At 66.4% G+C, this 23,083-nt stretch carries 25 protein-coding genes and 2 pseudogenes; 16 read left to right on the forward strand and 11 right to left on the reverse strand.

Going from position 1 to position 23,083, the window contains the following annotated elements; all coding sequences use genetic code 11:
• The 4 genes and pseudogenes from NA2_RS10975 to NA2_RS10990 all read left to right on the forward strand — a co-directional run.
• Positions 1-587 (forward strand): annotated as a pseudogene (locus NA2_RS10975) (SAF domain-containing protein); the annotation flags it as partial.
• A 116-nt stretch (positions 588-703) separates the two neighbouring features.
• Positions 704-1,738, forward strand: coding sequence for a thiamine pyrophosphate-dependent dehydrogenase E1 component subunit alpha (locus NA2_RS10980; RefSeq protein WP_008596888.1), 1,035 nt, complete (start codon positions 704-706; stop codon positions 1,736-1,738).
• A 1-nt stretch (position 1,739) separates the two neighbouring features.
• Entirely contained in the window at positions 1,740-2,750 is a 1,011-nt protein-coding gene (locus NA2_RS10985; RefSeq protein WP_008596890.1) for an alpha-ketoacid dehydrogenase subunit beta, read from the forward strand.
• A gap of 2 nt (positions 2,751-2,752) precedes the next feature.
• The gene (locus NA2_RS10990; protein ID WP_008596892.1) at positions 2,753-4,069 is read left to right on the forward strand and encodes a pyruvate dehydrogenase complex dihydrolipoamide acetyltransferase; all 1,317 of its coding nucleotides are present in this window, start codon (positions 2,753-2,755) and stop codon (positions 4,067-4,069) included.
• Positions 4,070-4,144: 75 nt separating this feature from the next.
• Here the strand turns inward: NA2_RS10990 and NA2_RS10995 are convergent, their stop codons facing one another.
• Positions 4,145-4,831 carry an HAD family hydrolase gene (locus tag NA2_RS10995; protein WP_008596894.1) on the reverse strand — a complete coding sequence of 229 codons (687 nt, stop codon included), beginning with the start codon at positions 4,829-4,831 and terminating at the stop codon, positions 4,145-4,147.
• A 48-nt stretch (positions 4,832-4,879) separates the two neighbouring features.
• Positions 4,880-5,527, reverse strand: a complete 648-nt coding sequence (locus tag NA2_RS11000) for a hypothetical protein (RefSeq protein ID WP_008596896.1) — start codon at positions 5,525-5,527, stop codon at positions 4,880-4,882.
• 197 nt (positions 5,528-5,724) lie between these two features.
• Here NA2_RS11000 and NA2_RS11005 point away from each other — a divergent pair, with 197 nt between their 5' ends.
• The 5 genes from NA2_RS11005 to ptsP all read left to right on the forward strand — a co-directional run bounded on the left by NA2_RS11005 (position 5,725) and on the right by ptsP (position 10,464).
• Positions 5,725-6,168 (forward strand): transcriptional regulator GutM, encoded by a 444-nt coding sequence (locus NA2_RS11005; RefSeq protein ID WP_040677532.1) that lies wholly within the window; start codon positions 5,725-5,727, stop codon positions 6,166-6,168.
• Positions 6,169-6,245: 77 nt separating this feature from the next.
• On the forward strand, positions 6,246-6,986 hold the full coding sequence (gene srlA / locus NA2_RS11010) for a PTS glucitol/sorbitol transporter subunit IIC (RefSeq protein WP_008596899.1): 741 nt from the start codon (positions 6,246-6,248) through the stop codon (positions 6,984-6,986).
• A 13-nt stretch (positions 6,987-6,999) separates the two neighbouring features.
• Positions 7,000-8,004, forward strand: a complete 1,005-nt coding sequence (srlE, locus tag NA2_RS11015) for a PTS glucitol/sorbitol transporter subunit IIB (RefSeq protein WP_008596900.1) — start codon at positions 7,000-7,002, stop codon at positions 8,002-8,004.
• Positions 8,005-8,075: 71 nt separating this feature from the next.
• On the forward strand, positions 8,076-8,456 hold the full coding sequence (locus NA2_RS11020; protein WP_008596901.1) for a PTS glucitol/sorbitol transporter subunit IIA: 381 nt from the start codon (positions 8,076-8,078) through the stop codon (positions 8,454-8,456).
• A 34-nt stretch (positions 8,457-8,490) separates the two neighbouring features.
• Positions 8,491-10,464 carry a phosphoenolpyruvate--protein phosphotransferase gene (gene ptsP, locus NA2_RS11025; RefSeq protein ID WP_008596903.1) on the forward strand — a complete coding sequence of 658 codons (1,974 nt, stop codon included), beginning with the start codon at positions 8,491-8,493 and terminating at the stop codon, positions 10,462-10,464.
• Between the two features lie 37 nt (positions 10,465-10,501).
• Here ptsP and NA2_RS11030 read toward each other — a convergent pair whose 3' ends face one another.
• Positions 10,502-11,230 carry a hypothetical protein gene (locus NA2_RS11030; protein WP_008596904.1) on the reverse strand — a complete coding sequence of 243 codons (729 nt, stop codon included), beginning with the start codon at positions 11,228-11,230 and terminating at the stop codon, positions 10,502-10,504.
• A gap of 159 nt (positions 11,231-11,389) precedes the next feature.
• On the opposite strand from NA2_RS11030, the gene NA2_RS11035 reads away from it, so the two are divergent.
• The 3 genes from NA2_RS11035 to amaB all read left to right on the forward strand — a co-directional run bounded on the left by NA2_RS11035 (position 11,390) and on the right by amaB (position 15,083).
• Positions 11,390-12,406 (forward strand): sugar-binding transcriptional regulator, encoded by a 1,017-nt coding sequence (locus NA2_RS11035; protein ID WP_008596905.1) that lies wholly within the window; start codon positions 11,390-11,392, stop codon positions 12,404-12,406.
• 80 nt (positions 12,407-12,486) lie between these two features.
• Positions 12,487-13,383: a LysR family transcriptional regulator gene (locus NA2_RS11040; protein WP_157188205.1), complete on the forward strand. Its 897-nt coding sequence runs from the start codon at positions 12,487-12,489 to the stop codon at positions 13,381-13,383.
• Positions 13,384-13,568: 185 nt separating this feature from the next.
• Positions 13,569-15,083 (forward strand): L-piperidine-6-carboxylate dehydrogenase, encoded by a 1,515-nt coding sequence (gene amaB, locus NA2_RS11045; protein ID WP_008596908.1) that lies wholly within the window; start codon positions 13,569-13,571, stop codon positions 15,081-15,083.
• A 96-nt stretch (positions 15,084-15,179) separates the two neighbouring features.
• Here amaB and NA2_RS11050 read toward each other — a convergent pair whose 3' ends face one another.
• The 3 genes and pseudogenes from NA2_RS11050 to NA2_RS11055 all read right to left on the reverse strand — a co-directional run.
• Complete coding sequence (locus NA2_RS11050) at positions 15,180-15,443, reverse strand: DUF2312 domain-containing protein (protein WP_008596910.1); 264 nt, start codon at positions 15,441-15,443, stop codon at positions 15,180-15,182.
• A gap of 222 nt (positions 15,444-15,665) precedes the next feature.
• Positions 15,666-16,031: a DUF1244 domain-containing protein gene (locus NA2_RS22300; RefSeq protein ID WP_338009983.1), complete on the reverse strand. Its 366-nt coding sequence runs from the start codon at positions 16,029-16,031 to the stop codon at positions 15,666-15,668.
• Positions 16,005-16,784: pseudogene (locus NA2_RS11055) on the reverse strand (N-formylglutamate amidohydrolase); the annotation flags it as partial. The gene NA2_RS22300 and the pseudogene NA2_RS11055, both read right to left, overlap by 27 nt.
• Positions 16,785-16,991: 207 nt before the next feature.
• On the opposite strand from NA2_RS11055, the gene NA2_RS11060 reads away from it, so the two are divergent.
• Complete coding sequence (locus NA2_RS11060; protein WP_008596913.1) at positions 16,992-17,465, forward strand: DUF1036 domain-containing protein; 474 nt, start codon at positions 16,992-16,994, stop codon at positions 17,463-17,465.
• Positions 17,462-18,898 (forward strand): pyruvate kinase, encoded by a 1,437-nt coding sequence (gene pyk / locus NA2_RS11065; protein ID WP_008596915.1) that lies wholly within the window; start codon positions 17,462-17,464, stop codon positions 18,896-18,898. Before NA2_RS11060 ends, pyk begins: the two co-directional genes overlap by 4 nt.
• Positions 18,899-19,125: 227 nt before the next feature.
• Here the strand turns inward: pyk and NA2_RS11070 are convergent, their stop codons facing one another.
• A complete protein-coding gene (locus tag NA2_RS11070; protein WP_008596916.1) occupies positions 19,126-19,716 on the reverse strand; it encodes a tetratricopeptide repeat protein in 591 nt (196 codons plus the stop codon).
• An 82-nt stretch (positions 19,717-19,798) separates the two neighbouring features.
• The gene (ykgO, locus tag NA2_RS11075; protein WP_008596917.1) at positions 19,799-19,924 is read right to left on the reverse strand and encodes a type B 50S ribosomal protein L36; all 126 of its coding nucleotides are present in this window, start codon (positions 19,922-19,924) and stop codon (positions 19,799-19,801) included.
• 248 nt (positions 19,925-20,172) lie between these two features.
• On the opposite strand from ykgO, the gene NA2_RS11080 reads away from it, so the two are divergent.
• A complete protein-coding gene (locus NA2_RS11080; RefSeq protein ID WP_008596919.1) occupies positions 20,173-20,532 on the forward strand; it encodes a lysozyme inhibitor LprI family protein in 360 nt (119 codons plus the stop codon).
• A gap of 70 nt (positions 20,533-20,602) precedes the next feature.
• Here the strand turns inward: NA2_RS11080 and NA2_RS11085 are convergent, their stop codons facing one another.
• From NA2_RS11085 to NA2_RS11095, 3 genes are all read right to left on the reverse strand, one after another.
• Positions 20,603-21,682 carry a 5-(carboxyamino)imidazole ribonucleotide synthase gene (locus tag NA2_RS11085; protein ID WP_008596921.1) on the reverse strand — a complete coding sequence of 360 codons (1,080 nt, stop codon included), beginning with the start codon at positions 21,680-21,682 and terminating at the stop codon, positions 20,603-20,605.
• 2 nt (positions 21,683-21,684) lie between these two features.
• On the reverse strand, positions 21,685-22,176 hold the full coding sequence (gene purE / locus NA2_RS11090; RefSeq protein ID WP_008596922.1) for a 5-(carboxyamino)imidazole ribonucleotide mutase: 492 nt from the start codon (positions 22,174-22,176) through the stop codon (positions 21,685-21,687).
• 222 nt (positions 22,177-22,398) lie between these two features.
• Positions 22,399-22,602: a YdcH family protein gene (locus tag NA2_RS11095; RefSeq protein WP_040677569.1), complete on the reverse strand. Its 204-nt coding sequence runs from the start codon at positions 22,600-22,602 to the stop codon at positions 22,399-22,401.
• 235 nt (positions 22,603-22,837) lie between these two features.
• On the opposite strand from NA2_RS11095, the gene NA2_RS11100 reads away from it, so the two are divergent.
• Positions 22,838-23,017: a YdcH family protein gene (locus NA2_RS11100; RefSeq protein ID WP_008596927.1), complete on the forward strand. Its 180-nt coding sequence runs from the start codon at positions 22,838-22,840 to the stop codon at positions 23,015-23,017.
• The last annotated feature ends 66 nt before the right edge of the window (positions 23,018-23,083 follow it).

Consider the following 23,083-nt stretch of genomic DNA (forward strand, 5'->3'; position numbering starts at 1 on the left):
CCGACAAGCCGGGCATGCACGGCCCCAAGGCGACGCTGGACGAGCTGTCCTCCGTGCTGGTGCCGGAAAAGGATGGCGGCGTGCTGTCGCGCGTCGGCGTGGTGGACTATTCCATCGGCAAGGGCGTTGCGCCCGGCGTCTTCGTCGTCGCCGACATGTCGCATCCGCGCATTTCGGAGCGCATGGAAGACCTGAAGATGGGCAAGGGTCCCTATTTCACCTTCCACCGCCCCTATCACCTGACCTCGCTCGAGGTGCCGCTGACCTGCGCCCGCGTTGTGCTCTACGGCAAGGCGGACATGGTGCCGCTCGACAAGCCGGTCGCCGAGGTCTGCGCCGTCGCCAAGAAGGACATGCAGCCGGGCGAGACGCTCGATGCGATTGGTGAATACTGCTACCGCGCCTGGATCATGACGGTGCCGGAAGCGCGCGCCTCCAGGGCGATCCCCTGCGGCCTGCTTCAGGGCGGCACGGTCACCAAGCCCATCAGGAAGGGCGAACTCATCACGTCCGACAACGCTGCCCCGCCGGCCGGTTCCAAGATCGCCGAGCTGCGCGCGCGTCAGGACAAGCTCGTTTACGGCTAGATCGCCGCGCGTCCGCGCGACGCGCACAGGAACGATCCGATTTATCGAGGGAGCCTCGGACCAACCGGAAACCGGTTTCCACTTTCCGGTCCGAAGCCCCAGACAGGAGCGTGAATATGTCGGCCACGGCCAGGAAGAGCGCCTCGAAAACCGAGGGCGCCAATCAGCCTTTCATCTACAGGCAGTTCGATCAGGACAAGCTGCGCGATGCGCTGCGCAAGATGTATCTGATCCGCCAGTTCGAGGAGGGCGCGGAAGAAAGCTACATGCGCGGCCTGATCCATGGCACGATGCACCTGTCCATCGGCCAGGAGGCGAGCGCCGTCGGCATCTGCCTCGGCCTTTCCGATGAAGACCAGATCACCTCCACGCATCGCGGCCATGGCCACTGCATCGCCAAGGGCGCCGACGTCTCGCGCATGTTCGCCGAGTTCTTCGGCAAGACGACGGGTTATTGCCGCGGCCGCGGCGGCTCCATGCACATCGCCGACGTATCGACGGGCAATCTCGGCGCCAACGGCATCGTCGGTGGCGGCCTGCCGATTGCCGTCGGCGCTGCCCTGACCGCCAAGAAGATGAAGACCGGCAATGTCGTCGTCTGCTTCTTCGGCGACGGCGCGAACAATGAGGGCGCGTTCCACGAGGCGCTCAACATGGCGGCCATCTGGAAGCTGCCGGTCGTCTTCGTCTGCGAGAACAACGGCTACGGCATGTCCACCTCCGTGGCCCGCGCGACGGCGGTTCCCAACATCGCCGACCGCGCCGCCGCCTATGCGATGCCCGGCGTGATCGTCAACGGCAATGTCGTTTCGGATGTGGCCGAGGCAATGCACGAGGCGAGCGAACGCGCCAGGCGCGGCGACGGTCCGACGCTGATCGAGTGCAAGACCTACCGCTATCGCGGCCACTCCAAGAGCGACCGCAACCGCTATCGCAGCAAGGAAGAAATCGAGGAGTGGATGACCGAACGCGATCCGATCGAGGCGTTCGAGGCCGAACTCGTCGAGTTCGGCGTCATCGACGCCGCCGGCATCGAGGCGATCCGCGCCGATGTCGCCCGGGAGATCGCCGCCGGCATCGAGTTCGCCAAGGAAAGCCCGATGCCGGATGTCGCCAACCTCGAAAAATACGTCTACACGGAGCAGGCTTGATATGGATGCGCAGGTCGAGACAGCCACGCGTGAACTGAGCTACGCGCAGGCCATCCAGGAGGCCATGGCCATCGCCATGGAGCGCGACGAGCGCGTGTTCCTGATGGGCGAGGATATCGGCGTCTACGGCGGCGCGTTCCAGGTGACCGGCGACCTCGTCGAGCGGTTCGGCCCCGAGCGGGTCATGGACACGCCGATCTCGGAGCTGGGCGGCGCCGGCATCGCGGTCGGCGCGGCCGTCACCGGCATGCGGCCGGTCTTCGAGTTCCAGTTCTCCGATTTCGCGACGCTCGCCATGGAGCAGATCGTCAACCAGGCCGCCAAGATGCGCTACATGCTGGGCGGCGCCGTTTCGGTTCCTGTCGTCATGCGCTTTCCGGCCGGCTCCGGCACGGGTGCTGCCGCGCAGCACAGCCAGAGCCTGGAAGCCTGGCTCGGCCACGTGCCCGGCCTGAAGGTGATCCAGCCGGCGACGCCGCACGACGCCAAGGGCCTGCTGCTGGCGGCGATCGAAGACCCGGACCCGGTGATGATCTTCGAGCACAAGCTGCTCTACAAGATGAAGGGCGCGGTGCCCGAGGGCTACTACACGGTGCCGATCGGCAAGGCCGATGTGCGCCGCGAGGGCCGGGACCTGACCATCGTCGCCACGTCGATCATGGTGCACAAGGCGTTGGAAGCGGCCGAGACGCTTTCCGGCGAGGGCATCGACATCGAGGTGATCGACCTGCGCACCATCCGTCCGATGGACCGGCAGACGGTGATCGAGAGCGTGCGCAAGACGTCGCGCCTGATGTGCGTCTATGAGGGCGTGAAGACGCTGGGCATCGGCGCCGAGGTTTCGGCGATGATTGCCGAGAGCGAGGCGTTCGACTATCTCGACGCCCCGATCGTGCGGCTGGGCGGCGCGGAGACGCCGATCCCCTACAATCCGGAGCTGGAAAAGGCGACGGTTCCGCAGGTGGACGGAATCGTCAGAGCGGCGCGCGACCTCGTGACGGGAGCGCGCTGACCATGCCCGTCGAAGTCATTCTGCCGAAAGTCGACATGGACATGGCGACGGGCCGGATCTCGGCCTGGCTCGCCGAGGAAGGCGCGACGGTCAAGAAGGGCGACGTGCTGTTCGAGATCGAGACCGACAAGGCGGCGATGGAGATCGACGCGCCGGCAAGCGGCATCCTGCGCAACGTGACCGGCAAGGAAGGCGTCGACATTCCCGTCGGCCAGGCCGTGGCCTGGATCTACGAGGAAGGTGAGGCCGTGGCCGATGCGCCGGCTTCTGCGCCTGCCGAAGCCGTGGCCGAAGCGTCCGCAAAGGCCGAAGCGCCGGCTCCCGTTGAAACCGCAGCGCCTGTCGCGGCTGCTCCGGCGGCAACTGCAGAAGCATCCTCGGGCGTTCGCGCCTCTCCGCTTGCCCGCCGTCTGGCGAAGGAAGCTGGTCTCGATCTTTCCGCCATCGCCGGTTCTGGCCCGAAGGGCCGGATCGTCAAGGCCGATGTGGAAGCCGCCGGCAGAAATGGCGGTGCGCAAGCAGTTGCAGATGCACCGGCAGCAACCACGGTCCCGGTTGCGCCTCAGGCTATGTCCGACGACGCCGTGCTGAAGCTCTTCGAGGAAGGCTCCTACGAGCTGATCCCGCATGACGGCATGCGCAAGACCATCGCCCGCCGTCTGGTCGAGGCGAAGTCCACCATCCCGCATTTCTACCTGACGCTCGATTGCGAGATCGACGCGCTTCTGGCGCTGCGCAAGCAGCTCAACGATGCCGCGCCGATGGTGAAGACCAGGGAAGGGGAAAAGCAGGCCTACAAGCTGTCGGTCAACGACATGGTCATCAAGGCCCATGCCAGGGCGCTAGCCATGGTGCCGGACGCCAATGTGTCCTGGACCGAGAATGCGATGGTGAAGCACAGGCATGCCGATGTGGGCGTCGCCGTGTCGATCCCGGGTGGCCTGATCACGCCGATCATCCGCCGCGCCGACGAGAAGACGCTGTCGGCCATCTCCAACGAGATGAAGGACCTGGCCGCGCGGGCGCGCTCGCGCAAGCTGAAGGCGGAAGAGTATCAGGGCGGCAACACCGCCGTTTCCAATCTCGGCATGTTCGGCATCAAGGATTTCGCCGCCGTCATCAACCCGCCGCATGCGACGATCCTCGCGGTCGGCGCGGGCGAGAGCCGAGCCGTGGTCAAGGATGGCGCGGTGAAAGTTGCAACGGTGATGTCAGTGACCTTGTCGACCGATCACCGGGCAGTGGACGGGGCGCTGGGTGCGGAGCTTCTGGCGGCCTTCAAGCAGGTGATCGAGCACCCGATGGCCATGCTGGTGTAGGCCGTTTCACGGAATACCGTGCAACTCGGCGCTGTCCGCGTTCAGATGTTGGCAGCGCCATTTTTTTGCATGTCGTCAGCCTTCGGCGTGCGCGCCGGCGATGAAGCCGCGCCGCGCCAGTTCGCGCTCGACGCCCGGCCAGTCGGTGCAGATGGCATGCGCGCCAGCTTGCGTCAGTTTCTCTGCATGGCCGGAGTAAGTGTGGCTGCCGCCGGTGAAGCCGATGGCCGTCATGCCGGCTGCGACGGCTCCCTGAACGCCGAAGGGCGAATCCTCGATCACCACCGATGAGGATGGCTCGGAACCAAGCCTCTCGGCGGCGAAGAGGAAGATGTCGGGCGCCGGCTTGCCATGCTTCACCATCGCGGTGCTGAAGACCTCCTCGCCGAAGAAGCTGGCGAGACCGGTCACCTCCAGGCTAAGCGCGATGCGCTTCATCGAGGAGGAGGAGGCGACGCAGCGCGGCCCCCGGAGGCTCTGCAGGAAGGGGAGGATGCCGCGCGTCGGCTCGAGGTCTTCGGCGAACAGCGCCTGCGTCTCCACCCAGAAGTCGCCGGTGGCGTGTTCGGGGAAGGCATGTCCGGTCAGCTCGTGAATCCGGGTGATGATGTCCGCCTGCTTCATGCCGATGCACTGGCCGACGATGTCGGTCGTGATGGTCATGCCGTGCTTGCGGTAGACGCGCTCGAAGGCGATGGCCGCCAGGGGTTCGCTGTCGACGAGAACGCCGTCGCAATCGAAGATGATCAGGGGACGCTGCATGGAGGCTCCGGGTCTGTGAGGCGTTTCGGTAAGCTGGGCCTGCGCCGTTCAGGCGATGGAATCGGGCGTGGCCCGCGGCGATTGCAGGGCGGCGCTGCCGGCTTCGATGGCCCGGCGCATGGCGAGCCGTCCCTCGACCAGATCGGGCGCGACCCAGTTGGGTTCGCCGCCCAGGAAGCGGTCGAGAAAGGCCACGGCGGAGGCCGGCATCTCGCGCGTATTCTCGCGGTAGGACCACCAGGTTCGCAAGTCGTCGGCACAGCGATCGAGCAGCGGCGTCTGGCCGAACTCCTGCTCGAAGATGGCGGCGATCGCGCAGACGCAGTAGTTCGTATAGAGGAAACCCTCCGGCCAGAAGCGGACGATCTCGGAGCTGGCGGCACTGCCGGTGACCGTGCTGCCCGGGCTCACGCTCGCCGGCGCCCGGCGGATCATCTCCTTCAGCGCCAGCCCGGCGGCGTAGACGATGAAATCGGCGCGGTCGAGCCGGGCGAAGTCCTTGCGGGCGTCGATCATCTCGACCCAGTCGAGGAACACGCGGGTGAGCTTTTCCTCGTCGATCTCGAACGCGACGCCGTAATGCGCCGTCACCGCCCGCGCGTTGCCGCGAAAGGTGGCGCGGAACCAGCGCAGCTGCCGCAGCCTGTGGCGCAGGTCGGGCATTACCGCCAGCTCGTTCTTGAAGTCCAGATCCACGTTTGCAGCTCCTTTGCGGGAATCATAGCATGCGGGCGGCAGCTTCCAATCGGATATGCCGGACCGCGGGCCAGCGCCGCTCCCATGAATATACAATTTGACATTTCAAAAAACAAATGTTCTTAATTTCCTGTTCCCGTTGCGCGGATGCTGGCTTCGCAATCACCGGGAACAGGCGGTTTGGGAGGAGTTGCCTGATGGCATTGTGGCAATGGGGGCTTTTGCTCCTGGCTTTGGTCTGGGCGCTGCAGTCCTACGGGGTGTGGCTGCAGATGCGGCACTATTCCGACGTCTTCAAAGGCATCACGCAGAAATTCACAGACGGTTATGTGGGCACGGGCGCGTTTCACGGCCGCTTCCTGAAGAAGGGCGCCATCGCCATCGTGGTCATCGCGCCGGACCTGACGGTGCGCCGCATCCTGACGATGAGCGGCCGCTCGGTCTTCGCGAAGTTCGTCCGCCACGAGGAATTCGAGGGCATGACGCTCGACCGGCTGCGCGCCGAGCCGGCCCTGTTCGGCCCTGACGCGCCGGGCCTGACGGCGGCGATCACCCAGGCGGTGGCGCAGATCGACCGCACGCGGTCGGGCGACGAACCGCCGCTCAGGGAATCGCTGGTGGCGACCAGTCCGCAGACATGAACGGCAAGATCCGGAGCCGGCCGAGAAGCCGGCAGGACCACTGAAGGAGAGGGAGGAAAATGTCAGTCATTTCACTCATGGCGCAACACGCCGACACGGCCATGCAGGGGTTGCATATGGCCGGGTCGTTCGCTGGCGACGCCGCGCTGCATGGCAAGCTCGCCATGAAGGGGGCGTCGCATGATCTCGTCGTCCTCGCGCAGGCGAGCGGCGACATATCGGTCGAGGAGTTCCGCGAGAAGCTGAACACCGTCGCCCAGGAGGAACAGCTCGGCTGGCTCACCGCCGCCGGCAAGTACTTCATCGGCATCTTCCAGAAGGGCGGCGAGGTTTTCGCCGGCTTTGTCACCGGCATCATTCCGACGCTGGTGGTGCTGATGACCGCCTTCTACGCCATCACCGAACTGGTCGGCGAGAAGCGCGTGCACGGTCTCGCGCAGAGCGCCGGCCGCATCGCGCTCACCCGCTACACCGTGCTGCCGGTGCTGGCCGTGTTCTTCCTGACCAACCCGATGGCCTACACCTTCGGCTCGTTCCTCGAGGAGAAGCACAAGCCCGCCTTCTACGATGCGGCGGTCTCCTACGTGCATCCGCCGCTCGGCCTGTTCCCGCACATCAATCCGGGCGAGTACTTCGTCTGGGGCGGCATTCTCGTGGCGCTGCTCGAGCTGGAGCGCACCGGCGCCGTGCCGGGCGGTTATCATATCACCGTGGCGATCTGGTACGCCATCGTCGGCCTCGGCGTGATCCTGCTGAAGGGCATGCTGACCGAGCGGATCACCGCGATCATGGCGCGCCGCCAGGGCGTTGAGCTCTAGGGGAGGGGCGGACATGGCAAATTCATACAAGGCGGTCAGGATTTCCAAGGGCGCGTCCGGCTGGGGCGGCCCGCTGGTGATCGCACCGACGGCCGAACGCAACAAGATCGTCTCCGTCACGGGCGGCGGCATCCACCCGGTGGCCAAGCGCATCGCCGAGATGACGGGCGCGGAAGCGGTCGATGGCTTCAAGAGCCCGCCGCTGGAAAGCGAGATGGCCGTCGTCGTCGTCGATTGCGGCGGCACGGCGCGCTGCGGCGTCTATCCGCGCAAGCGCATCCCGACCGTCAACCTGACCCCTGTCGGCCAGGCCGGGCCGCTGGCGCAGTTCATCACCGAGGACATCTATGTCTCGGGCGTCACGCCGGAGAGCATCGAGATGGCCGACGGGAGCGCTGCCGCGACGGTTGCCGGCGGCGCGGCTTCTTCGGACGGCTTTGCGGCGGCGAATGCGGCCGCTCCGGCGGAGATGCCGAGCGAGGGCGGACTGATCGGCCTGATCAGCAGCGTCGGCCGGGTGATGGGCCGGGTCGTCGGCATCTTCTTCAATGCCGGCCGGCGGACCATCGACCAGGTGGTGCGCAACGTGCTGCCGTTCATGGCCTTCGTGACCATGCTGATCGGCCTCATCCTCTATACGGGCATCGGCGACGTGCTGGCCCAGCCGATGGGACCGCTGGCCAACAACATCATCGGCCTGCTGATCATCTCGGCCATCTGCGGCCTGCCGTTCCTGTCCCCTGTGCTCGGGCCGGGCGCGGTCATCGCGCAGGTGATCGGCGTCGCCATCATCGGTCCGCAGATCGCCAACGGCACGATTTCGCCGGCGATGGCGCTGCCGGCGCTGTTTGCCTACAACACGCAGGTGGGCTGCGACTTCGTGCCCGTCGGCCTGGCGCTGGGCGAGGCGAAGCCGAAGACGATCGAGATCGGCGTCCCGGCCGTGCTGATCAGCCGCCAGATCATGGGCCCGGTCTCGGTGCTCATCGCCTGGCTGGTGAGCCTGGTGGTGCTTTAGGAATCCGGAGGGGCGGCGTTGCTGCCGCCGCCCTTCCAACTGTTTGCATGGTGTTTTCTGGGAGTTTTTGAATGCCGGTGTTTCTCAAGACGCGCATTACCGCGATTGGACCCGAGGTGGCCGAACTGGCCGAGGGCGGCGTGCTGATCCTGTTCGCCGACGGTGCGCCCGAGGAACTCGCCGAGGTTTCGGTCCTGCACGCGACGCAGGAGGGGCCTGCCCCTGACGCGCCGGGCGCCGGCACGCCGGTCCGCGTGGGAACGGTTTCCGCAGAGATCACGGCCATGGGCGACGCCGCCTGGAACAAGGTGCGCGAGATCGGCCATGTGGTGATCAATTTCAACGGCGCCGATGCGGTGGAGCGTCCGGGCGAGATCTGCGCCTCGGAGATCGAGCCGTCCGTTCTGGTCGCCGCGCTTGAGACCGGCGCCGTCATCACCATCGGCGAATAGCGCCGCACGTTCACGCAGAGTATACGAGAAGCCTATGGAACGCTCGACCATCGTCCGAGTGCAGGAAGGCCTGCACGCCCGACCCGCGACCCGCTTCGTGCGGCTTGCCAAGGGTTTCGAGAGCGACGTGGAAATCGTCAAGGGCGGCAAGGCCGTGAGCGCGAAAAGCTCGGTCAAGCTGATGCTGCTCGGCGTGAAGGAGAATGACGAGGTCACCATCCGCGCGGAAGGGGCCGATTCCATCGAGGCGGTCGAAGCCCTGATCGCCTATCTGGACAACCCGCTTTCCGGCGTGGAGGAGGCTCCCGCCGAGGCAGCCGCCGCGCCGGCGGTGGCGCAGCCTGCGCCGGCGGCGCGGCAGGCGGAGCCGGACCTGCCGGGCGGTCTCAGGGGCGTTCCGGCCAGCGCCGGCGTGTCGCTGGGGCCGGTGTTCGCGCATTTCCCGCCGCAGATCACGCCGCGCAACGAAACGCTTGCGCCGGCGCAGATCGGGCCTGAGAAGGCGCTGTTCGAGGATGCGGTGGCGCGTCTGCAGGAGCGGCTCGACCGGTCGCTCGCGGATGACGGCATGCAGGAGAGCGACCGTGCCATCGTCGCGGCGCTGCGCGATATCGCCGCCGATGACGCCCTGCGCGACGAGACGCTGAAGGCCATCGACGGCGGGCTCGACGCCGTTTCGGCGGTCATCGCCGCGTCGTCGCGGCTTGCCGCCGAGTTCCGCGCGCTCGACGACGCCTATCTCAGCGCCCGTGCCGAGGACCTAGACGCGATCGCCCGGCAGATCTGCCTGACGCTGCTTGGCCAGGAAGACGCGCGGCTCGACGACATCGCGGACGGCGCGATCCTGGTCGCCGAGGACATCGGCGCCTGGGACCTGGCGCGTGCGCCGCTGAAGCGCCTGGGTGGCGTGGTCTGCGGCCATGGCGGGGCAACCTCGCATGTGGCGATCATCGCGCGCACCCACGGCATTCCGGCCGTCCTCGGCCTGGGGGACGCCGTGCACGCGCTTCGCGAGGCGGACGAAGCGGCGGTGGACGGAGATGCCGGCCTTGTGTTCGCTGCTCCCGACGGCGCCACGCGCCAGCGCTTCGCCGACATGATCGGTGCGGCCAACAGGGAGAAGGAGGCGCTGAAGGCCTACAGGGACGTGGTGCCGCGCCGGGGCGACGGAACGGTCGTCCATGTGGCGGCCAATCTGGGCGCGCTCGAGGAGATCGAGGCCGCGCAGGCGGCGGGTGCCATGGGCGTCGGCCTGTTCCGCACGGAACTCCTGTTCATGCGACACATGCACCTGCCGTCCGAAGACATGCAGGCCGAGACCTATTCGGCGCTGGCGCAGGCGTTTCCCGACCACCCGGTGATCGTGCGCACGCTCGACATCGGCGGCGACAAGCCGATTGCGGGCGTCGAGTTCCCCGAGGAGGAGAACCCCTTCCTCGGCTGGCGCGGCATCCGCATGTGCCTCGACCGGCCCGACATCTTCAAGGTGCAGCTCCGGGCGCTGCTGCGCGCCGCGGTGCACGGCAATCTGCGGGTCATGCTGCCGATGGTGTCGGATGTGGACGAGGTCCGGCGCACGCGGAGGCTGATCGAGGAATGCGCGGCCGAGCTTTCCGCCGAGGGCGTGGCCCATGCGGCCTTCCCGCTCGGCGTGATGATCGAGACGCCGGCCGCCGTTTTCGGTGCGCGGGCACTGGCGAAGGAAGTCGCCTTCTTCTCCATCGGCACGAATGACCTGACGCAGTATGTGATGGCGGCGGACCGGCTGAACCCGGCCGTGGCCTCGCTCAACGACGCGGCGCATCCGGCTGTGATGGCGGCCGTCGCGCAGGCGGCGCAGGCGGCGGTGGAAGCGGGGATCGAGATCGGCATGTGCGGCGAGGCCGCGGCGCGGGAGGATCTCGTCGCCGAGTTCATCCGCATGGGGCTGACCGAGCTCAGCATGAGCCCGGCATCGGTGCAGCGCGTGAAGAAGCAGCTTTCGGAGCTGTTCGACGCGGGGACGTAGGCCCGGTTCTCCCAGCCCTGGCCTTGACGCGGCCGTGTTAGGGCAGATGCGTCAGCAGGCTGTCGAAGATCGCGGCGAGATCGGCGATGGGCCGATCCGCCTGCAGGCTACGCGCCATGCGCTCGCTGCGGGCAGCGATCGCGAGTGCGGCGATCTCCAGCAGGTCTTCCGGCTCGACGTTTTCGTCGGCCGTCAGGAGCGCCGAGGCTAGGAGGCCCGGCGCGAAGCAGCGGATGCAGGCCTGCCGGCTGGCCGGTGTCGCAGGCGCCCCGTCGAGCGCCTGACGGCAGATTTCCTGAAGCAGTGCGGCCAGCACGCCGGCCATGGCGGCGCGGGCTTCGGCCGACGCCGCGCCGCGCAGCACGAGCAGGCGATGGCCGTGCCGGCGGCGCACGGCGGCGTGGGCGCCGGTGAAGAAGGTTTCGCGGATCATCGGCGGAGAATCAGTCTCCTGCGTTGCCGCCAATCGCCCGGCCACACGGTACATGTGGCGGCGGAAGGCGGTCTCTCCCTCCACCGGGTCCGGCGCGAAATAGCCGGCGAGCGGACGGAGGTCATGCGCGCCGATCCGGGGGCGGGGCAGCACCGCATGCGAGACGGATTCGGCGAGGGTCAGCGTGTCGTCGACGACGCTGACAGCGCGGCCGATGACGCCCTCCACCTCGGACAAGCGCCCCCGCGGCCGAATCGGCAGGCGCTGGTCGTGGCGGTGCGCGCGCAGAAAATCGCGCATGTCGCGCAAGCGGTCCTTAAGATGAACCGCCATCTCTTCTGAAGCGTCTCTAAGCATAAGGTGGCATCCTCAAGTAACCGGTTTTCCGCCAAGCGCCATTGACCGGGAGACCACATCATTGTTTTGGTCTGTCGGGAAATCAAGCGCGGCGGTGGCTGCGGGCAAATACAGGCGGGGGAAGGCCGGGTGAGCATGGCGAAGGATCGAAAGCAGGCGAAGGGCGGGAACGGCTCGGGAGAAATCGCCGTCGCGTCGCCTAGGGGCGGCGTGATCGGCAACAAGGCCGACCGCCTGCGCGTGCGCGCCGCCTGGATGTATTTCGTCGAGCAGAAGACGCAGAACGAGATCGCCGAGATCCTCGGCATCGGCCGGGTCAGCGTGGTGCGCATGCTGGCCGAGGCGCGCTCGCGCAACGAGGTCAAGATCACTATCGAGGGGGATCTGGCGGAGATCACCAGCATCGAGCGGGCGCTCGAGGAGCGTTTCGGCCTGGAACGCGCCGTCGTGGCGCCGCTGTCGCAGGCCGGGGCCGATCCGATCCCGGCCATCAGCGCGGCAACCGGCAGTTTCGTTTCCGACGTCATGGAGGCGGGCATGTCGGTCGGCGTCGGCTGGGGGCGCACCCTGTTCGGCTCGCTGCCCTTCATCCGCGCCCGTCCGCTGGCCGATTTCAAGGTGATCTCGCTGCTCGGCGGCGTCGGCGTGGCGCGGCGGTTCAACCCGGCGGAGTTCGCCTGGCGCTTTGCCCGCGCCTTCCAGGGGGACGGCTACCTGATCCCGGCGCCGGCCGTCGTCGACAGCGTGGAGACGAAGACGGCGCTGATCGAACGCTGCGGCCTGCACGAGATCCTGACGCTCGCCGACACGCTGGACGCCGTGCTGGTCTCGGTCGGCGGCATCGCCTCGGCGACCACCTTCTATCGCGGCGGCTATCTGAGCGAAGGGGTGCGCGAAGCGCTGTCCGGCGAAGGCGCGGTCGGCGACATCCTCTATCATTTCTACGACCGCGACGGCGCGCTGGTGAACCACCCGATCAACGACCGGGTCATGTCGGTCGATGTCGACAGGCTGCGCCGGGCGCGCATGCGCATCCTGACCTCCGGCGGCGCCGACAAGATCGATGCGCTGATCGGCGCGATGAAGCTCGTCGAGCCGACCGTGTTCATCACCGACGAGGAAAGCGCCCGACAGGTCCTGGCGCTGGCCTAGGCGGCCCGGAGGCGGCTATAAGGCTTGGGACATTCTCCGGCTCACCCTGCAGCAAAGGACCCCCCGGGGCGCAAACGATGATGGTGGAAGACAAGTTCGCGCGGCGGTTCCTCCCCTCCTTCTCCGTCCTGCGCAGTTTCGCATCCGCCGCGCGCCACCAGAGCTTCACTCTCGCGGCGGAGGAACTGAACCTGACGCAAAGCGCGGTCAGCCGGCATATCCGCGACATGGAGGCGGCGCTCGGCTTCAGCCTGTTCCGCCGTGTCGGGCGGCGTGTGGTGCTGACCCCGGCGGGCAAGAATCTCGCCGATGCGCTGGAAGACGATCTGGGCCGGATCGCGCAGACGCTGCACCGGGCGATCGCCGCCGGCATGTCGGGAACGGTGCTGAACGTCGCCAGCCTGCCGACCTTCGCCGCGCGCTGGCTGATCCCGCGCCTGCCGGATTTCGAGCGTGCGCATCCCGGCGTCGGCGTCAACCTGACGGCGCGCATCAACCCGTTCGACCTGGCGCATGAGCGTTTCGACGTGGCGATCCATTTCGGCCGGGAGAACTGGCCCGACGCGAAGCTCACCAAGCTGTGCGACGAGGAGATGGTCGCCGTCGCCGCGCCGCGGTTTGTCGAACAACATGGCATCGGCGGCCCGGAAACGCTGTTCGATGCGCCGCTGCTGCACCTGCAGAGCCGGCCGGGCGCCTGGGCCGACTGGATGCGCGAGGCGGGCGTCGGCGCGGTGCCGGCTCTGCCGGGCAAGCAGTTCGACCAGTTCACCATGGTCATCGCCGGCGTGACGGCGGGACTCGGCGCCGGACTGGTGCCAACCTACCTGATCGAGGAGGAGTTGCGTTCGGGCGCGCTGGTCCAGCTTGGTCAGACCGTGCTGAAGACGGCCAACAGCTATTTCCTCGCGCAGCCGCTCGGCGCCGACAACCCCTCGGCGGACGCCTTCGTCTCGTGGGTCGTCAGGCAGGTCTGACACCGGGATTCCTGCGGAAAAGTCGTCGATTCCCGGCAGATGCATGACCGGTCATCATCAATACAGTCCGATTTTCCGTTTCCATTGGGACGGGCCCGCCCCTACATTCCGGCCAAAGGGCGCGCTGCCCGCTTGCGCGGCGCATTGTGTGCCATCGAAGCCAATTTCCAGGGAGCCAAGCACCCATGAGCATCAAGACCGAGACGAGCGACATCCTGAAGCGGCTGGGCGTCGATCCGAAGACCCTGTCCGGCGGCGACCTTGCCGTCCGCACCCCGGTGACGGGCGAGCAGATCGCCGAGATCGCCTCCATCTCCGCCGCCGAGACCGGCGCGGTCATCGACCGGGCGCACGAGGCGTTCAAGGCCTGGCGCGACGTGCCGGCGCCGCGCCGCGGCGAACTGGTGCGCCTTCTGGGCGAGGAACTGCGCGCGGCGAAGGACGATCTCGGCCGCCTCGTTTCGATCGAGGTGGGCAAGGTCCGCTCCGAGGGCCTCGGCGAGGTGCAGGAGATGATCGACATCTGCGACTTCGCCGTCGGCCTGTCGCGCCAGCTCTACGGCCTGACCATCGCCACCGAGCGGCCGGGCCACCGGATGATGGAGACATGGCATCCGCTCGGCGTGATCGGCATCATCTCGGCCTTCAACTTCCCGGTCGCCGTATGGTCGTGGAACGCGGCGCTGGCACTGGTGTGCGGCGACAGCGTGGTGTGGAAGCCTTCGGAGAAGACGCCGCTGACGGCGCTCGCCTGCGCGGCGATCTTCGAGCGCGCCGCCAAGCGCTTCGGCGCCGATGCGCCGGCCAATCTGATGACCGTGATCATCGGCGACCGCGCGGTCGGCGAGGTGCTGGTCGATCACCCCAAGGTGCCGCTGGTTTCTGCCACCGGCTCGACACGGATGGGCCGCGAAGTGGGGCCGCGCCTTGCGAAGCGCTTCGCCCGGGCGGTTCTGGAACTGGGCGGCAACAATGCCGGCATCGTCTGTCCCTCGGCCGATCTCGACATGGCGCTGCGCGCCATCGCCTTCGGTGCCATGGGCACCGCGGGTCAGCGCTGCACGACGCTGCGCCGCCTGTTCGTGCATGATTCTGTCTACGACGCGCTGCTGCCGCGCCTGCGCAAGGCCTATGGCTCCGTTTCCGTCGGCAGCCCGCTGGCGACGGACGCGCTGGTCGGTCCGCTGATCGACAAGGCGGCCTTCGACAACATGCAGAAGGCGCTTCAGGCCGCCAAGGAACTGGGCGGCACGGTCACCGGCGGCGGCCGCTTCGACAGCGGCGATGCCGATGCCTACTACGCCCACCCGGCCCTGGTGGAGATGCCGAAGCAGGATGGCGTGGTGCTCGAGGAGACCTTCGCGCCGATCCTCTACGTGATGAAGTACAGCGATTTCGACGCGGTGCTCGAAGAGCACAATGCCGTGGGCGCCGGCCTCTCGTCGTCGATCTTCACCACCGACATGCGCGAGGCGGAGGAGTTCCTGAGCGCCCGTGGTTCGGATTGCGGCATCGCCAACGTCAACATCGGTACCTCGGGGGCCGAGATCGGCGGCGCGTTCGGGGGCGAGAAGGAGACGGGCGGCGGCCGCGAATCTGGTTCCGACGCATGGAAGGCCTATATGCGCCGCGCCACCAACACGGTGAACTACTCGAAGGCCCTGCCGCTGGCGCAGGGCGTGTCATTCGACATCGAATAGAACCGGCGTCCGAGCCAAACAAAAAAGGGTGGCCATTGGCCGCCCTTTTCCGCGTTTATGCGGATGTCAGGTGATCCCACCCGACTGCAAAACGCTCTATTCCATGCCGAGCGCGGCCATGTAGAGGTCTAGGATTGCCTCTTCTTCCTGGCGCTCGGCCTGATCCTTCTTGCGCAGCCGCACCAGCGTGCGCACCGCCTTGGTGTCGAAGCCATTGCCCTTCATCTCGGCGTAGACTTCCTTGATGTCCTCGGCGATCGTCTTCTTGTCTTCCTCAAGACGCTCGACGCGCTCGATAAAGGCGCGAAGCTGGCCGGCGGCCACGGTCTCTGACGTCTCGGTGGTGATATCGTCGGCCATGCGAAACTCCAGTTCATGGATCGAATACCCGCGACTCGGCGCGCGGGGTGGTTGCAGGTTCGATGCCTCAGCGAGGGCTTAGGGTCAAGGGGCGAAACGGGCGGAGGCCTGCGCTTTCGCGGCTTGGAGCATCGGACCAAAAAGTGGAATCCGGATTTCGTTGTTCCGATGCTCAGTCAATGATGCAGATCGTCCTTTGTGCGTCCGAAAGGACGCGGCCATCTAATGGTCCTTCGGGCGGTTCGCCTCGAAGGATGCCTTCTGGTCGTCGGTCGCCTCGGTCTGGTGCAGCGCGCGCCACTCCTCATAGGGCATGCCGTAGACGATCTCGCGCGATTCGTCCTTGCTCAGCGCGATGCCGTCGGCCTCGGCCGCCTCGCGATACCAGTTCGACAGGCAGTTCCGGCAGAAGCCGGCGAGATTCATCAGGTCGATGTTCTGCACGTCGCTGCGTCCGCGCAGGTGCTCGACCAGGCGGCGAAAGGCGGCCGCCTCCAGGTCGCGTTTCTGGTCGTCGGTCAGCGTCGTCATGATGGGGTCCTCATCCTGTCCGGTCGGTGGCGAGCCGAAGTGTCTCACCTCATGCATATCGGGCCGGGCGTTGAGCGCGTCAAGGATGGGCGCCAGGCGCTCGGCCCAGGCCCGCGCGCCTGCCGGTTCGGCGATCAGGTCCTGCCGGATCTCGATCAGCGCATGCGCCAGCCCGTTCATGGTCGCATGGCGGTGCATCGTGTCGCCGGGGAGGGCGCCGTCATAGGGTTCGTTGTCGCCGATGACCAGGGTTTCGTCGGCGGCGAGCGCGGCGATCAGCGGCGCGACCGCACGGTCGTCGCGGTCCCACAATATCCCGGCATGCCAGGGGCGCGGCCGCCCCTGCATCACGGGGGTGAAGGAATGCACGGAGATGATGAGGGGCGCGGCGCCGCTTTCCCTGGCGACCTCGTCGATCAGCGCCGCAACCGCATCGTGGTAGGGATGGTAGAACAGGTCGAGCCTGCGCCGCCGTTCCTCCGGCGAGATCGGATAGTTCCCCGGCACGATGGTGCCGTCATAAAGCTGCCGGATCAGGGTCGGATCGTTCTCGCTGCGGTTGGGATCGATCAGGAGCCGGGAAAAGCCGCACAGCACCGCCGGGGCGCCGGTCAGCGAAGCAAGCCCGCGCGTCACCGCCTCGACGCCGATGTCATAGGCGATGTGGCGCTCGAACTCCGCATCCGGCAGGCCGAGCTGGCCATAGGATAGCGGCAGGGCGCGCCGGGCGTGATCGGCGATCAGCACGAGGCCGTGGGCGGCATTGCCGGAAATGCGTTCGAACGGGGCTTCGAAGGGGGTAGCATTCATCAGGGGCGGGCTTAAAACGATTGGATCGGGGTTCTGTCGCGGTTGTGTCACCAGTCCTTTCATGAAGTGCGGTCAACCGCAATGCCTGGGTTGAAAACATCAATTGGCCGCGGATGGCGCGTTGACAGGGGGGCGGACATTGCCGAAAAGGAAAATATGCTCAAGTTGCGATCAGGGTGTCGGGAAATGCTTCGTCGGGCGTCGCGCATGAACTGCCGGGGGGCTTTTCTGCTTGCTGCCGTTGGACTGGGGGGCGTGCTCGTTTCGCCAGGTCCGGCGCTCGCCGACTTTCGCGTCTGCAATTCGACGCAGAACCTGGTCGGTGTGGCCATCGGCTACCGGACAGCCAGCGGCTGGGTCAGCGAGGGCTGGTGGCATATTGAGAAATCGAGCTGCAAGACGCTGATCGAGGGATCGCTCGAATCACGCTTCTATTACATCTATGCGGAAGACGCCCAGAGCGGCGGGCGCTGGGAGGGCGAGACCCAGATGTGCATCGCGCTCACGGAATTCAAGATAGCCGGCACCAACGACTGTTTCGCGCGCGGTTTCCAGCGCGCCGGCTTCCAGGAATACGACACGCGGGAGCAGGAAAACTGGATGGTTGATCTGACCGATGGCCCGGCCGATGGCCGCACGATCACGGGTACCAATGCAGGCACCAATGGCGGCGCGCAATGAGGCGTAACCGCAAGGTGAAGATCCTCGCCACGCTCGGTCCGGCCTCTTCGGACGAAGCGATGATCGAGCGCCTGCTGAGGGCGGGCGCGGATGTCTTCCGTATCAATATGAGCCATGCCAGCCACGATCTGATGCGCACGCTGGTCGAGCGCATCCGCTCGGTGGAAAAGAAGGTCGGGCATCCGATCGGTATCCTCGCCGACCTGCAGGGGCCAAAACTGCGCGTCGGCACGTTCGCCGACAAGAGCGCGGCGCTCGAGGTGGGGCAGAAGTTCGTGCTGGACGACAATCCGGCACCGGGCGACGCCAGCCGCGTGCACCTGCCGCACCCTGAAATCCTGAAGTCGGTTGAGCCTGGCCACAGGCTCCTGATCGACGACGGGCGGCTGCAGCTCAAGGCGCTGAAGAACAACGGCAAGTCGATCACCTGCGAGGTGGTGGCAGGCAGCAAGATTTCCGACCGCAAGGGCGTCAGCCTGCCGGACACCGACCTGCCGATGGGCGCGCTGACGGAGAAGGACCGCAAGGACCTCGACGCCGTGCTGGCGGCGAATGTCGACTGGATCGCGCTTTCCTTCATCCAGCGGCCCGAGGACCTTGCCGAGGTGCGCAAGGTGGCGCGCGGGCGGGCGCTGCTGCTCGCCAAGATCGAGAAGCCGCAGGCCGTGAAGCGGCTGGCTGAGATCATCGAGCTTTCCGACGCCCTGATGGTGGCGCGCGGCGATCTCGGCGTCGAGATGCCGCTCGAGGCGGTTCCCGGCATCCAGAAGCAGATCACCCGCGCCTGCCGGCGCGCCGGAAAGCCGGTCGTCGTGGCGACGCAGATGCTCGAATCGATGATCTCGGCGCCGGTTCCGACCCGTGCCGAAGTGTCGGACGTGGCGACTGCGGTGTTCGAGGGCGCCGACGCGATCATGCTGTCGGCGGAGTCCGCGGCGGGCGAATATCCCGCCGAGGCGGTGACGACGATGGACGCCATCGCCACGCAGGTGGAGCGCGACCCGACCTATGGCGGGATCATCAACGGCCAGCGCAGCGAGCCGGAGGCGACAGGCGCCGACGCCATCTCCATGGCGGCGCGGCAGATCGCCGAGACGCTCAACCTCTCGGCCATCATCACCTACACCTCGTCCGGAACGACCGGCCTGCGCGCCGCGCGCGAGCGCCCGCACGTGCCGATCATCGCGCTGTCGCCGGTGGTCGAGACCGCGCGCCGTCTGTCGCTGGTGTGGGGCACGCATTGCGTGGTCACGGCGGATGCCAGCGATCTGGACGACATGGTCGACCGCGCCTGCCGGATCGCCTTCGAGGAGAAGTTCGCGAAGCCTGGCGACCGCGTGATCATCACCGCCGGCGTGCCGCTGCGCACGCCCGGCGCGACCAACATGCTGCGCATCGCCTATATCGGCTCGGACGGGCTGGGCGGAATCTAATGCATGTCGCTTTCAAATGAATTCATTTGAAAGACAACGAACATGCATCATTTCAAAGTGCTACAGCGTCCTTTGCGCGTCTTATAAGACGCGCGGCGCTGTGGGTCTTTGTTTCTCGCGTTTATGCGGTCGTCAGGTGATTCCATCTGATCGCAAAACGCTATGACCGCCTCTTCTATGCGGGTATGCGGGATGCCGGGCGGACCGCCCAGGGCCTGAGCCTGCCTCTATATTCCCTGGCCCGCCAGTTCGTCGGAAAGCTCGGCGACGGCCTTCTGCGCGCTGCGCAGCATCGGGTAGACGTCGAGAACGCGTTCATAGGCGCCCAGTGCCTGTTCACGCCGGCCCGTTGCCTGGAGGATCCGCGCCATGCCCGCCAGCGCGCCGAAATGGCGCGGCTCCAGCTCAAGCGTGCGCGAAATGTCGGCCATGGCGCGCGCATAGTCGTTCATGGTGAAGTGCAGGGTGGCGCGCCGGTTCCACGCTTCCGCGTAGTCGGGATAGAGCAGGACGAGCTGGTCGAGGAAATCGAGGGCGACGGAGACCTTCTTCTCCTTGATCGCCTCGTTGGCCCATTGCATCAGCAGGGCGGCGGTGGCGCTGCCGGGAGTGTTCCAAGCCTCGCCGATGCGCGCGGCGATGCGCCGCGCGGCCTGCTCGTTGCGTTCGTGCTTGAGGTCCTGGAAAAGCGCATCGAGCCTGGAGGGCGTTTCCTGCGCCGTCTGTGCGGGCGGAGGCACCTGCAACGGCTCGTCGGCCCGGTTGGCCGGGACGAAGGCAAGCAATGCCGTGCAGAAAGCTGCGATGAATCGGATCATGGCGCGATCATACGCGCGCGCCGGGATCAGGAAAACTGAATTTCGCGTGAACCGCGCCCCGTCAGGCGGGGCAGGCGGTCGGTCAGCCCTGCCGTGCCTTGAAGCGCGGGTTGGACTTGTTGATGATGTAGATGCGGCCCTTGCGGCGGACCATGCGGTTTTCCCGGTGGCGGCTCTTCAGCGCCTTGAGCGAATTCTTGATCTTCATCGGTCTTGTCCGTGGTTGGGCCATGTGGCCCGGAAATGACAAGGCGCGCCATCCCCGCGCGCCACAAGTTGCCCGGCTCATAGACGAGGATGCTCGTCCGTGTCAACCTTTTGCACCTGTTTGCGCCATGCGCCGTTGCGACAGACCGTCGAATCGGGGTGAACTGACAATTCACGAGAACCCGGAGCAAGAACATGTCCGTTACAAGGTCGTTGCGTTTGACCGCCTGTTGCCTCGCAGGATGGGTCATGACCGCAGCCGGTCCATCCCTCGCCCAGGAAGCGGACTGCCGCGACCCGCAGACGCAGACGGATATGAGCCTCTGCGCGGCGCAGGCCTACAAGAAGGCCGACGAGGCCTTGAACGCGAGCTACCGGAAACTGACGCAGCGCTATGGCGGCGATGACGACGCCAAGGCCGGGCTTCTGGCGGCGCAACGGGCGTGGATCGTCTTCCGCGACGCCGAATGCGATCTGACGGCGCTGGGCGTGAAGGGCGGCTCCGCCTATCCGATGGTGCGGGCCATGTGCCTGGAAGCGCTGACGACGGAGCGGACCGGTCAGCTCGACGACCGCCTGAACTGCGAGGAGGGCGACCTCAGCTGCTAATGCATGTCGCTTTCAAATGCATTCATTTGAAAGACAACGAACATGCATCCTTTCAAAGGACGCTGTAGGATCAGGACCTGCTGATGCGGGTGAAGTGGCCCATCTTGCGGCCTGGCCTGATCTCCGTCTTGCCATAGAGATGCAGCACCAGGTTCGGCTCGCGCAGTAGCTGCGGCGCCCGTAGGACCTCATCGCCGATCAGGTTCTCCATGACGCAGTCCGAGTGCCTGCGGGGATTGCCGAGTGGCAGCCCTGCGACAGCCCGGATATGCTGCTCGAACTGGGAGATGGCGCAGGCCGCCTCCGTCCAGTGGCCGGAATTGTGCACGCGCGGCGCGATCTCGTTGACCAGGACCTCGCCGCTTTTCAGAACGAAGAACTCGACGCCGATGACGCCCACATAGTCGAGCGCGGCGAGAATGTCGGTCGCCGCCCGCCGGACGGCTTCCGTCGTCTGCGGGCCGATCGCCGCGGGTACGGTCGAACTGTGCAGGATCCCGTTCCTGTGCCGGTTCTCGACCGGGTCGTAGACCGCCATTGCGCCATCGGCGGCGCGCGCGGCGATGACCGAGACCTCCCGCTCGAACGGCACCAACCCCTCGAGGATCAGCGGCACGGCGCCCATCTCCCGGTATGCGCCCTCCGGGCTCGACGGCTTGTCGGCGCGGAAAACGCGCTGGCCCTTGCCGTCATACCCCATGCGGCGCGTCTTCAGGACGCCGCTGCCGGCGAAACGCTTGAGGCCGGCCTTCAGCTCATCGTCGCTGTCCACAGAAACGAAGGGGGCTGTGGATATCCCGGCCGCGTTCAGGAAGATCTTCTCCGCCAGGCGGTCCTGCGCGGTCTCCAGCGCGTCCGGCGGCGGAAAGACGGGGCGCTCCTCGGCGAGCGTGCGCGCCGTGGCGACGGGAACGTTCTCGAACTCGTAGGTGATCACGGCGCACAGCGACAGGAGCCGGCGCCGCGCAACCGCATCGTCATAGGGGGCCTTGATGAAGATGTCGGCAAGCTGGGCGGCTGGACTGTCCTCGACAGGATCGAGAACGGCGGTGCGGTAGCCGAGCCTGGCGGCGGCCATCGCCAGCATGCGCCCGAGCTGGCCGCCGCCGAGAATCCCGATCGTCGCGCCGGGGGCGAGTGTATGCTGCATGATCAGTCCACCGGATGCTCGGCCACTTGCGCGGTCTGCGCGGCCCGCCACATGTCCAGGCGCTCCGACAGCGCCTCGTCATGGAGAGCCAGGACGGCTGCCGAAAGGAGCGCGGCGTTGACGGCCCCGGCCCGGCCGATGGCCAGCGTCCCGACCGGGATGCCGGCGGGCATCTGGACGATGGAGAGCAGCGAGTCCTGGCCGGACAGGGCCTTCGATTCCACGGGAACGCCGAACACCGGAAGCGGCGTCAGGGCGGCGGTCATGCCGGGCAAGTGGGCAGCGCCGCCGGCACCGGCGATGATGGTCTTGTAGCCCTCGTCGCGTGCGCTGCGGGCGAATTCATAGAGGCGCTCGGGCGTGCGGTGGGCGGAGACGATCAGCGCTTCGTAGTCGATGCCCAGCGCATCGAGCGTGTCGGCGGCATGGCGCATTGTCGCCCAGTCCGACTGGCTTCCCATGATGATCGCTACCGGTGCGGATCGTTCAACCATGCCGTTCCCCAATCCCTGGCGCCGTCGACGGCCGGTCGACGCTCGGCGGCGCCGATTCCCGTCGGCGTCTCTTGTTCTGTCGCAGAAAAATGCGGATGTCAGACCTTACCGAAGGCAGCGTGTAGTCAAAAGCGCCCGCGGCCGCAAGGCTGGATGGCCACGTGGCATTTCGGACGCACCAGGGACGATCCAAATTATTGATGGCGCATCGGACAGCCGGCATCAGGCGATGATATCGGGGATGATGCGGTCTTCCAGTTCCTGGAGGCGGTCTTTCAGGGCGAGCTTCTTCTTCTTCATGCGCTGGATGCGCAGGGGATCGCAGGCGGTGGCGATCATCGCCTCAATTGCGGCATCGAAATCCGCGTGATCCTGTTTGAGGCGAGCGAATTCAAGACGAATTTCGGCCTGTTCCTGTTCCGATATCACCACGGCCAGCTGATCCATGACTCTGCATTTCCGGCGCAAATCGCCGTGTCGGGCGCGCTGTCGGAGACGTCGGACAGCACCTTCATGAATAGCATATTCACATCGTCCGGGAAATCCTACCAGCTTCTATTCGACAAGCCACAATTGCGGTGGCAGACTGCCTGATGCCGCCGGGAAAACCGGGCGGGTTCGATCCCGGCGCGTATTCGAGGAAGCTAAGGAGATCCAAATCATGTCTCTTGAATCCCATCTTGCGGAGTTGAAGCGTAAACACGGCGAACTGGAGCGCGAACTGGACGATGCCAGGCTCCACCCATCGGTCGACGAGGCCGACATCGCTTTGCTCAAGCGGCGCAAGCTGGCTATCAAGGATGAAATGGAGAAACTGCGGGCGGGCTGGACCCGTCACTGAAGCGGGCATTCCGCTCTTCCATTAATCTGCTGCATTCGCGCCAGTTCGGTAATTTGAGCCGGGCTG

Source organism: Nitratireductor pacificus pht-3B, from assembly GCF_000300335.1.
Classification (GTDB): domain Bacteria; phylum Pseudomonadota; class Alphaproteobacteria; order Rhizobiales; family Rhizobiaceae; genus Nitratireductor; species Nitratireductor pacificus.

What these genes read in the sequence shown, in the direction of transcription:
- NA2_RS10980 (WP_008596888.1), top strand. Translation starts at nt 704, where the DNA reads ATGTCGGCCACGGCCAGGAAGAGCGCCTCGAAAACCGAGGGCGCCAAT.
- NA2_RS11060 (WP_008596913.1), top strand. Translation starts at nt 16,992, where the DNA reads ATGAACTGCCGGGGGGCTTTTCTGCTTGCTGCCGTTGGACTGGGGGGC.
- NA2_RS22300 (WP_338009983.1), bottom strand. Translation starts at nt 16,031, where the DNA reads ATGCATGAGGTGAGACACTTCGGCTCGCCACCGACCGGACAGGATGAG.
- NA2_RS11050 (WP_008596910.1), bottom strand. Translation starts at nt 15,443, where the DNA reads ATGGCCGACGATATCACCACCGAGACGTCAGAGACCGTGGCCGCCGGC.
- NA2_RS11040 (WP_157188205.1), top strand. Translation starts at nt 12,487, where the DNA reads ATGGTGGAAGACAAGTTCGCGCGGCGGTTCCTCCCCTCCTTCTCCGTC.
- NA2_RS11005 (WP_040677532.1), top strand. Translation starts at nt 5,725, where the DNA reads ATGGCATTGTGGCAATGGGGGCTTTTGCTCCTGGCTTTGGTCTGGGCG.
- NA2_RS10995 (WP_008596894.1), bottom strand. Translation starts at nt 4,831, where the DNA reads ATGCAGCGTCCCCTGATCATCTTCGATTGCGACGGCGTTCTCGTCGAC.
- NA2_RS11080 (WP_008596919.1), top strand. Translation starts at nt 20,173, where the DNA reads ATGACCGCAGCCGGTCCATCCCTCGCCCAGGAAGCGGACTGCCGCGAC.
- ykgO (WP_008596917.1), bottom strand. Translation starts at nt 19,924, where the DNA reads ATGAAGATCAAGAATTCGCTCAAGGCGCTGAAGAGCCGCCACCGGGAA.
- srlE (WP_008596900.1), top strand. Translation starts at nt 7,000, where the DNA reads ATGGCAAATTCATACAAGGCGGTCAGGATTTCCAAGGGCGCGTCCGGC.
- purE (WP_008596922.1), bottom strand. Translation starts at nt 22,176, where the DNA reads ATGGTTGAACGATCCGCACCGGTAGCGATCATCATGGGAAGCCAGTCG.
- NA2_RS10990 (WP_008596892.1), top strand. Translation starts at nt 2,753, where the DNA reads ATGCCCGTCGAAGTCATTCTGCCGAAAGTCGACATGGACATGGCGACG.
- NA2_RS11030 (WP_008596904.1), bottom strand. Translation starts at nt 11,230, where the DNA reads ATGGCGGTTCATCTTAAGGACCGCTTGCGCGACATGCGCGATTTTCTG.
- pyk (WP_008596915.1), top strand. Translation starts at nt 17,462, where the DNA reads ATGAGGCGTAACCGCAAGGTGAAGATCCTCGCCACGCTCGGTCCGGCC.
- NA2_RS11020 (WP_008596901.1), top strand. Translation starts at nt 8,076, where the DNA reads ATGCCGGTGTTTCTCAAGACGCGCATTACCGCGATTGGACCCGAGGTG.
- NA2_RS11070 (WP_008596916.1), bottom strand. Translation starts at nt 19,716, where the DNA reads ATGATCCGATTCATCGCAGCTTTCTGCACGGCATTGCTTGCCTTCGTC.
- ptsP (WP_008596903.1), top strand. Translation starts at nt 8,491, where the DNA reads ATGGAACGCTCGACCATCGTCCGAGTGCAGGAAGGCCTGCACGCCCGA.
- NA2_RS11100 (WP_008596927.1), top strand. Translation starts at nt 22,838, where the DNA reads ATGTCTCTTGAATCCCATCTTGCGGAGTTGAAGCGTAAACACGGCGAA.
- amaB (WP_008596908.1), top strand. Translation starts at nt 13,569, where the DNA reads ATGAGCATCAAGACCGAGACGAGCGACATCCTGAAGCGGCTGGGCGTC.
- srlA (WP_008596899.1), top strand. Translation starts at nt 6,246, where the DNA reads ATGGCGCAACACGCCGACACGGCCATGCAGGGGTTGCATATGGCCGGG.
- NA2_RS11085 (WP_008596921.1), bottom strand. Translation starts at nt 21,682, where the DNA reads ATGCAGCATACACTCGCCCCCGGCGCGACGATCGGGATTCTCGGCGGC.
- NA2_RS11035 (WP_008596905.1), top strand. Translation starts at nt 11,390, where the DNA reads ATGGCGAAGGATCGAAAGCAGGCGAAGGGCGGGAACGGCTCGGGAGAA.
- NA2_RS10985 (WP_008596890.1), top strand. Translation starts at nt 1,740, where the DNA reads ATGGATGCGCAGGTCGAGACAGCCACGCGTGAACTGAGCTACGCGCAG.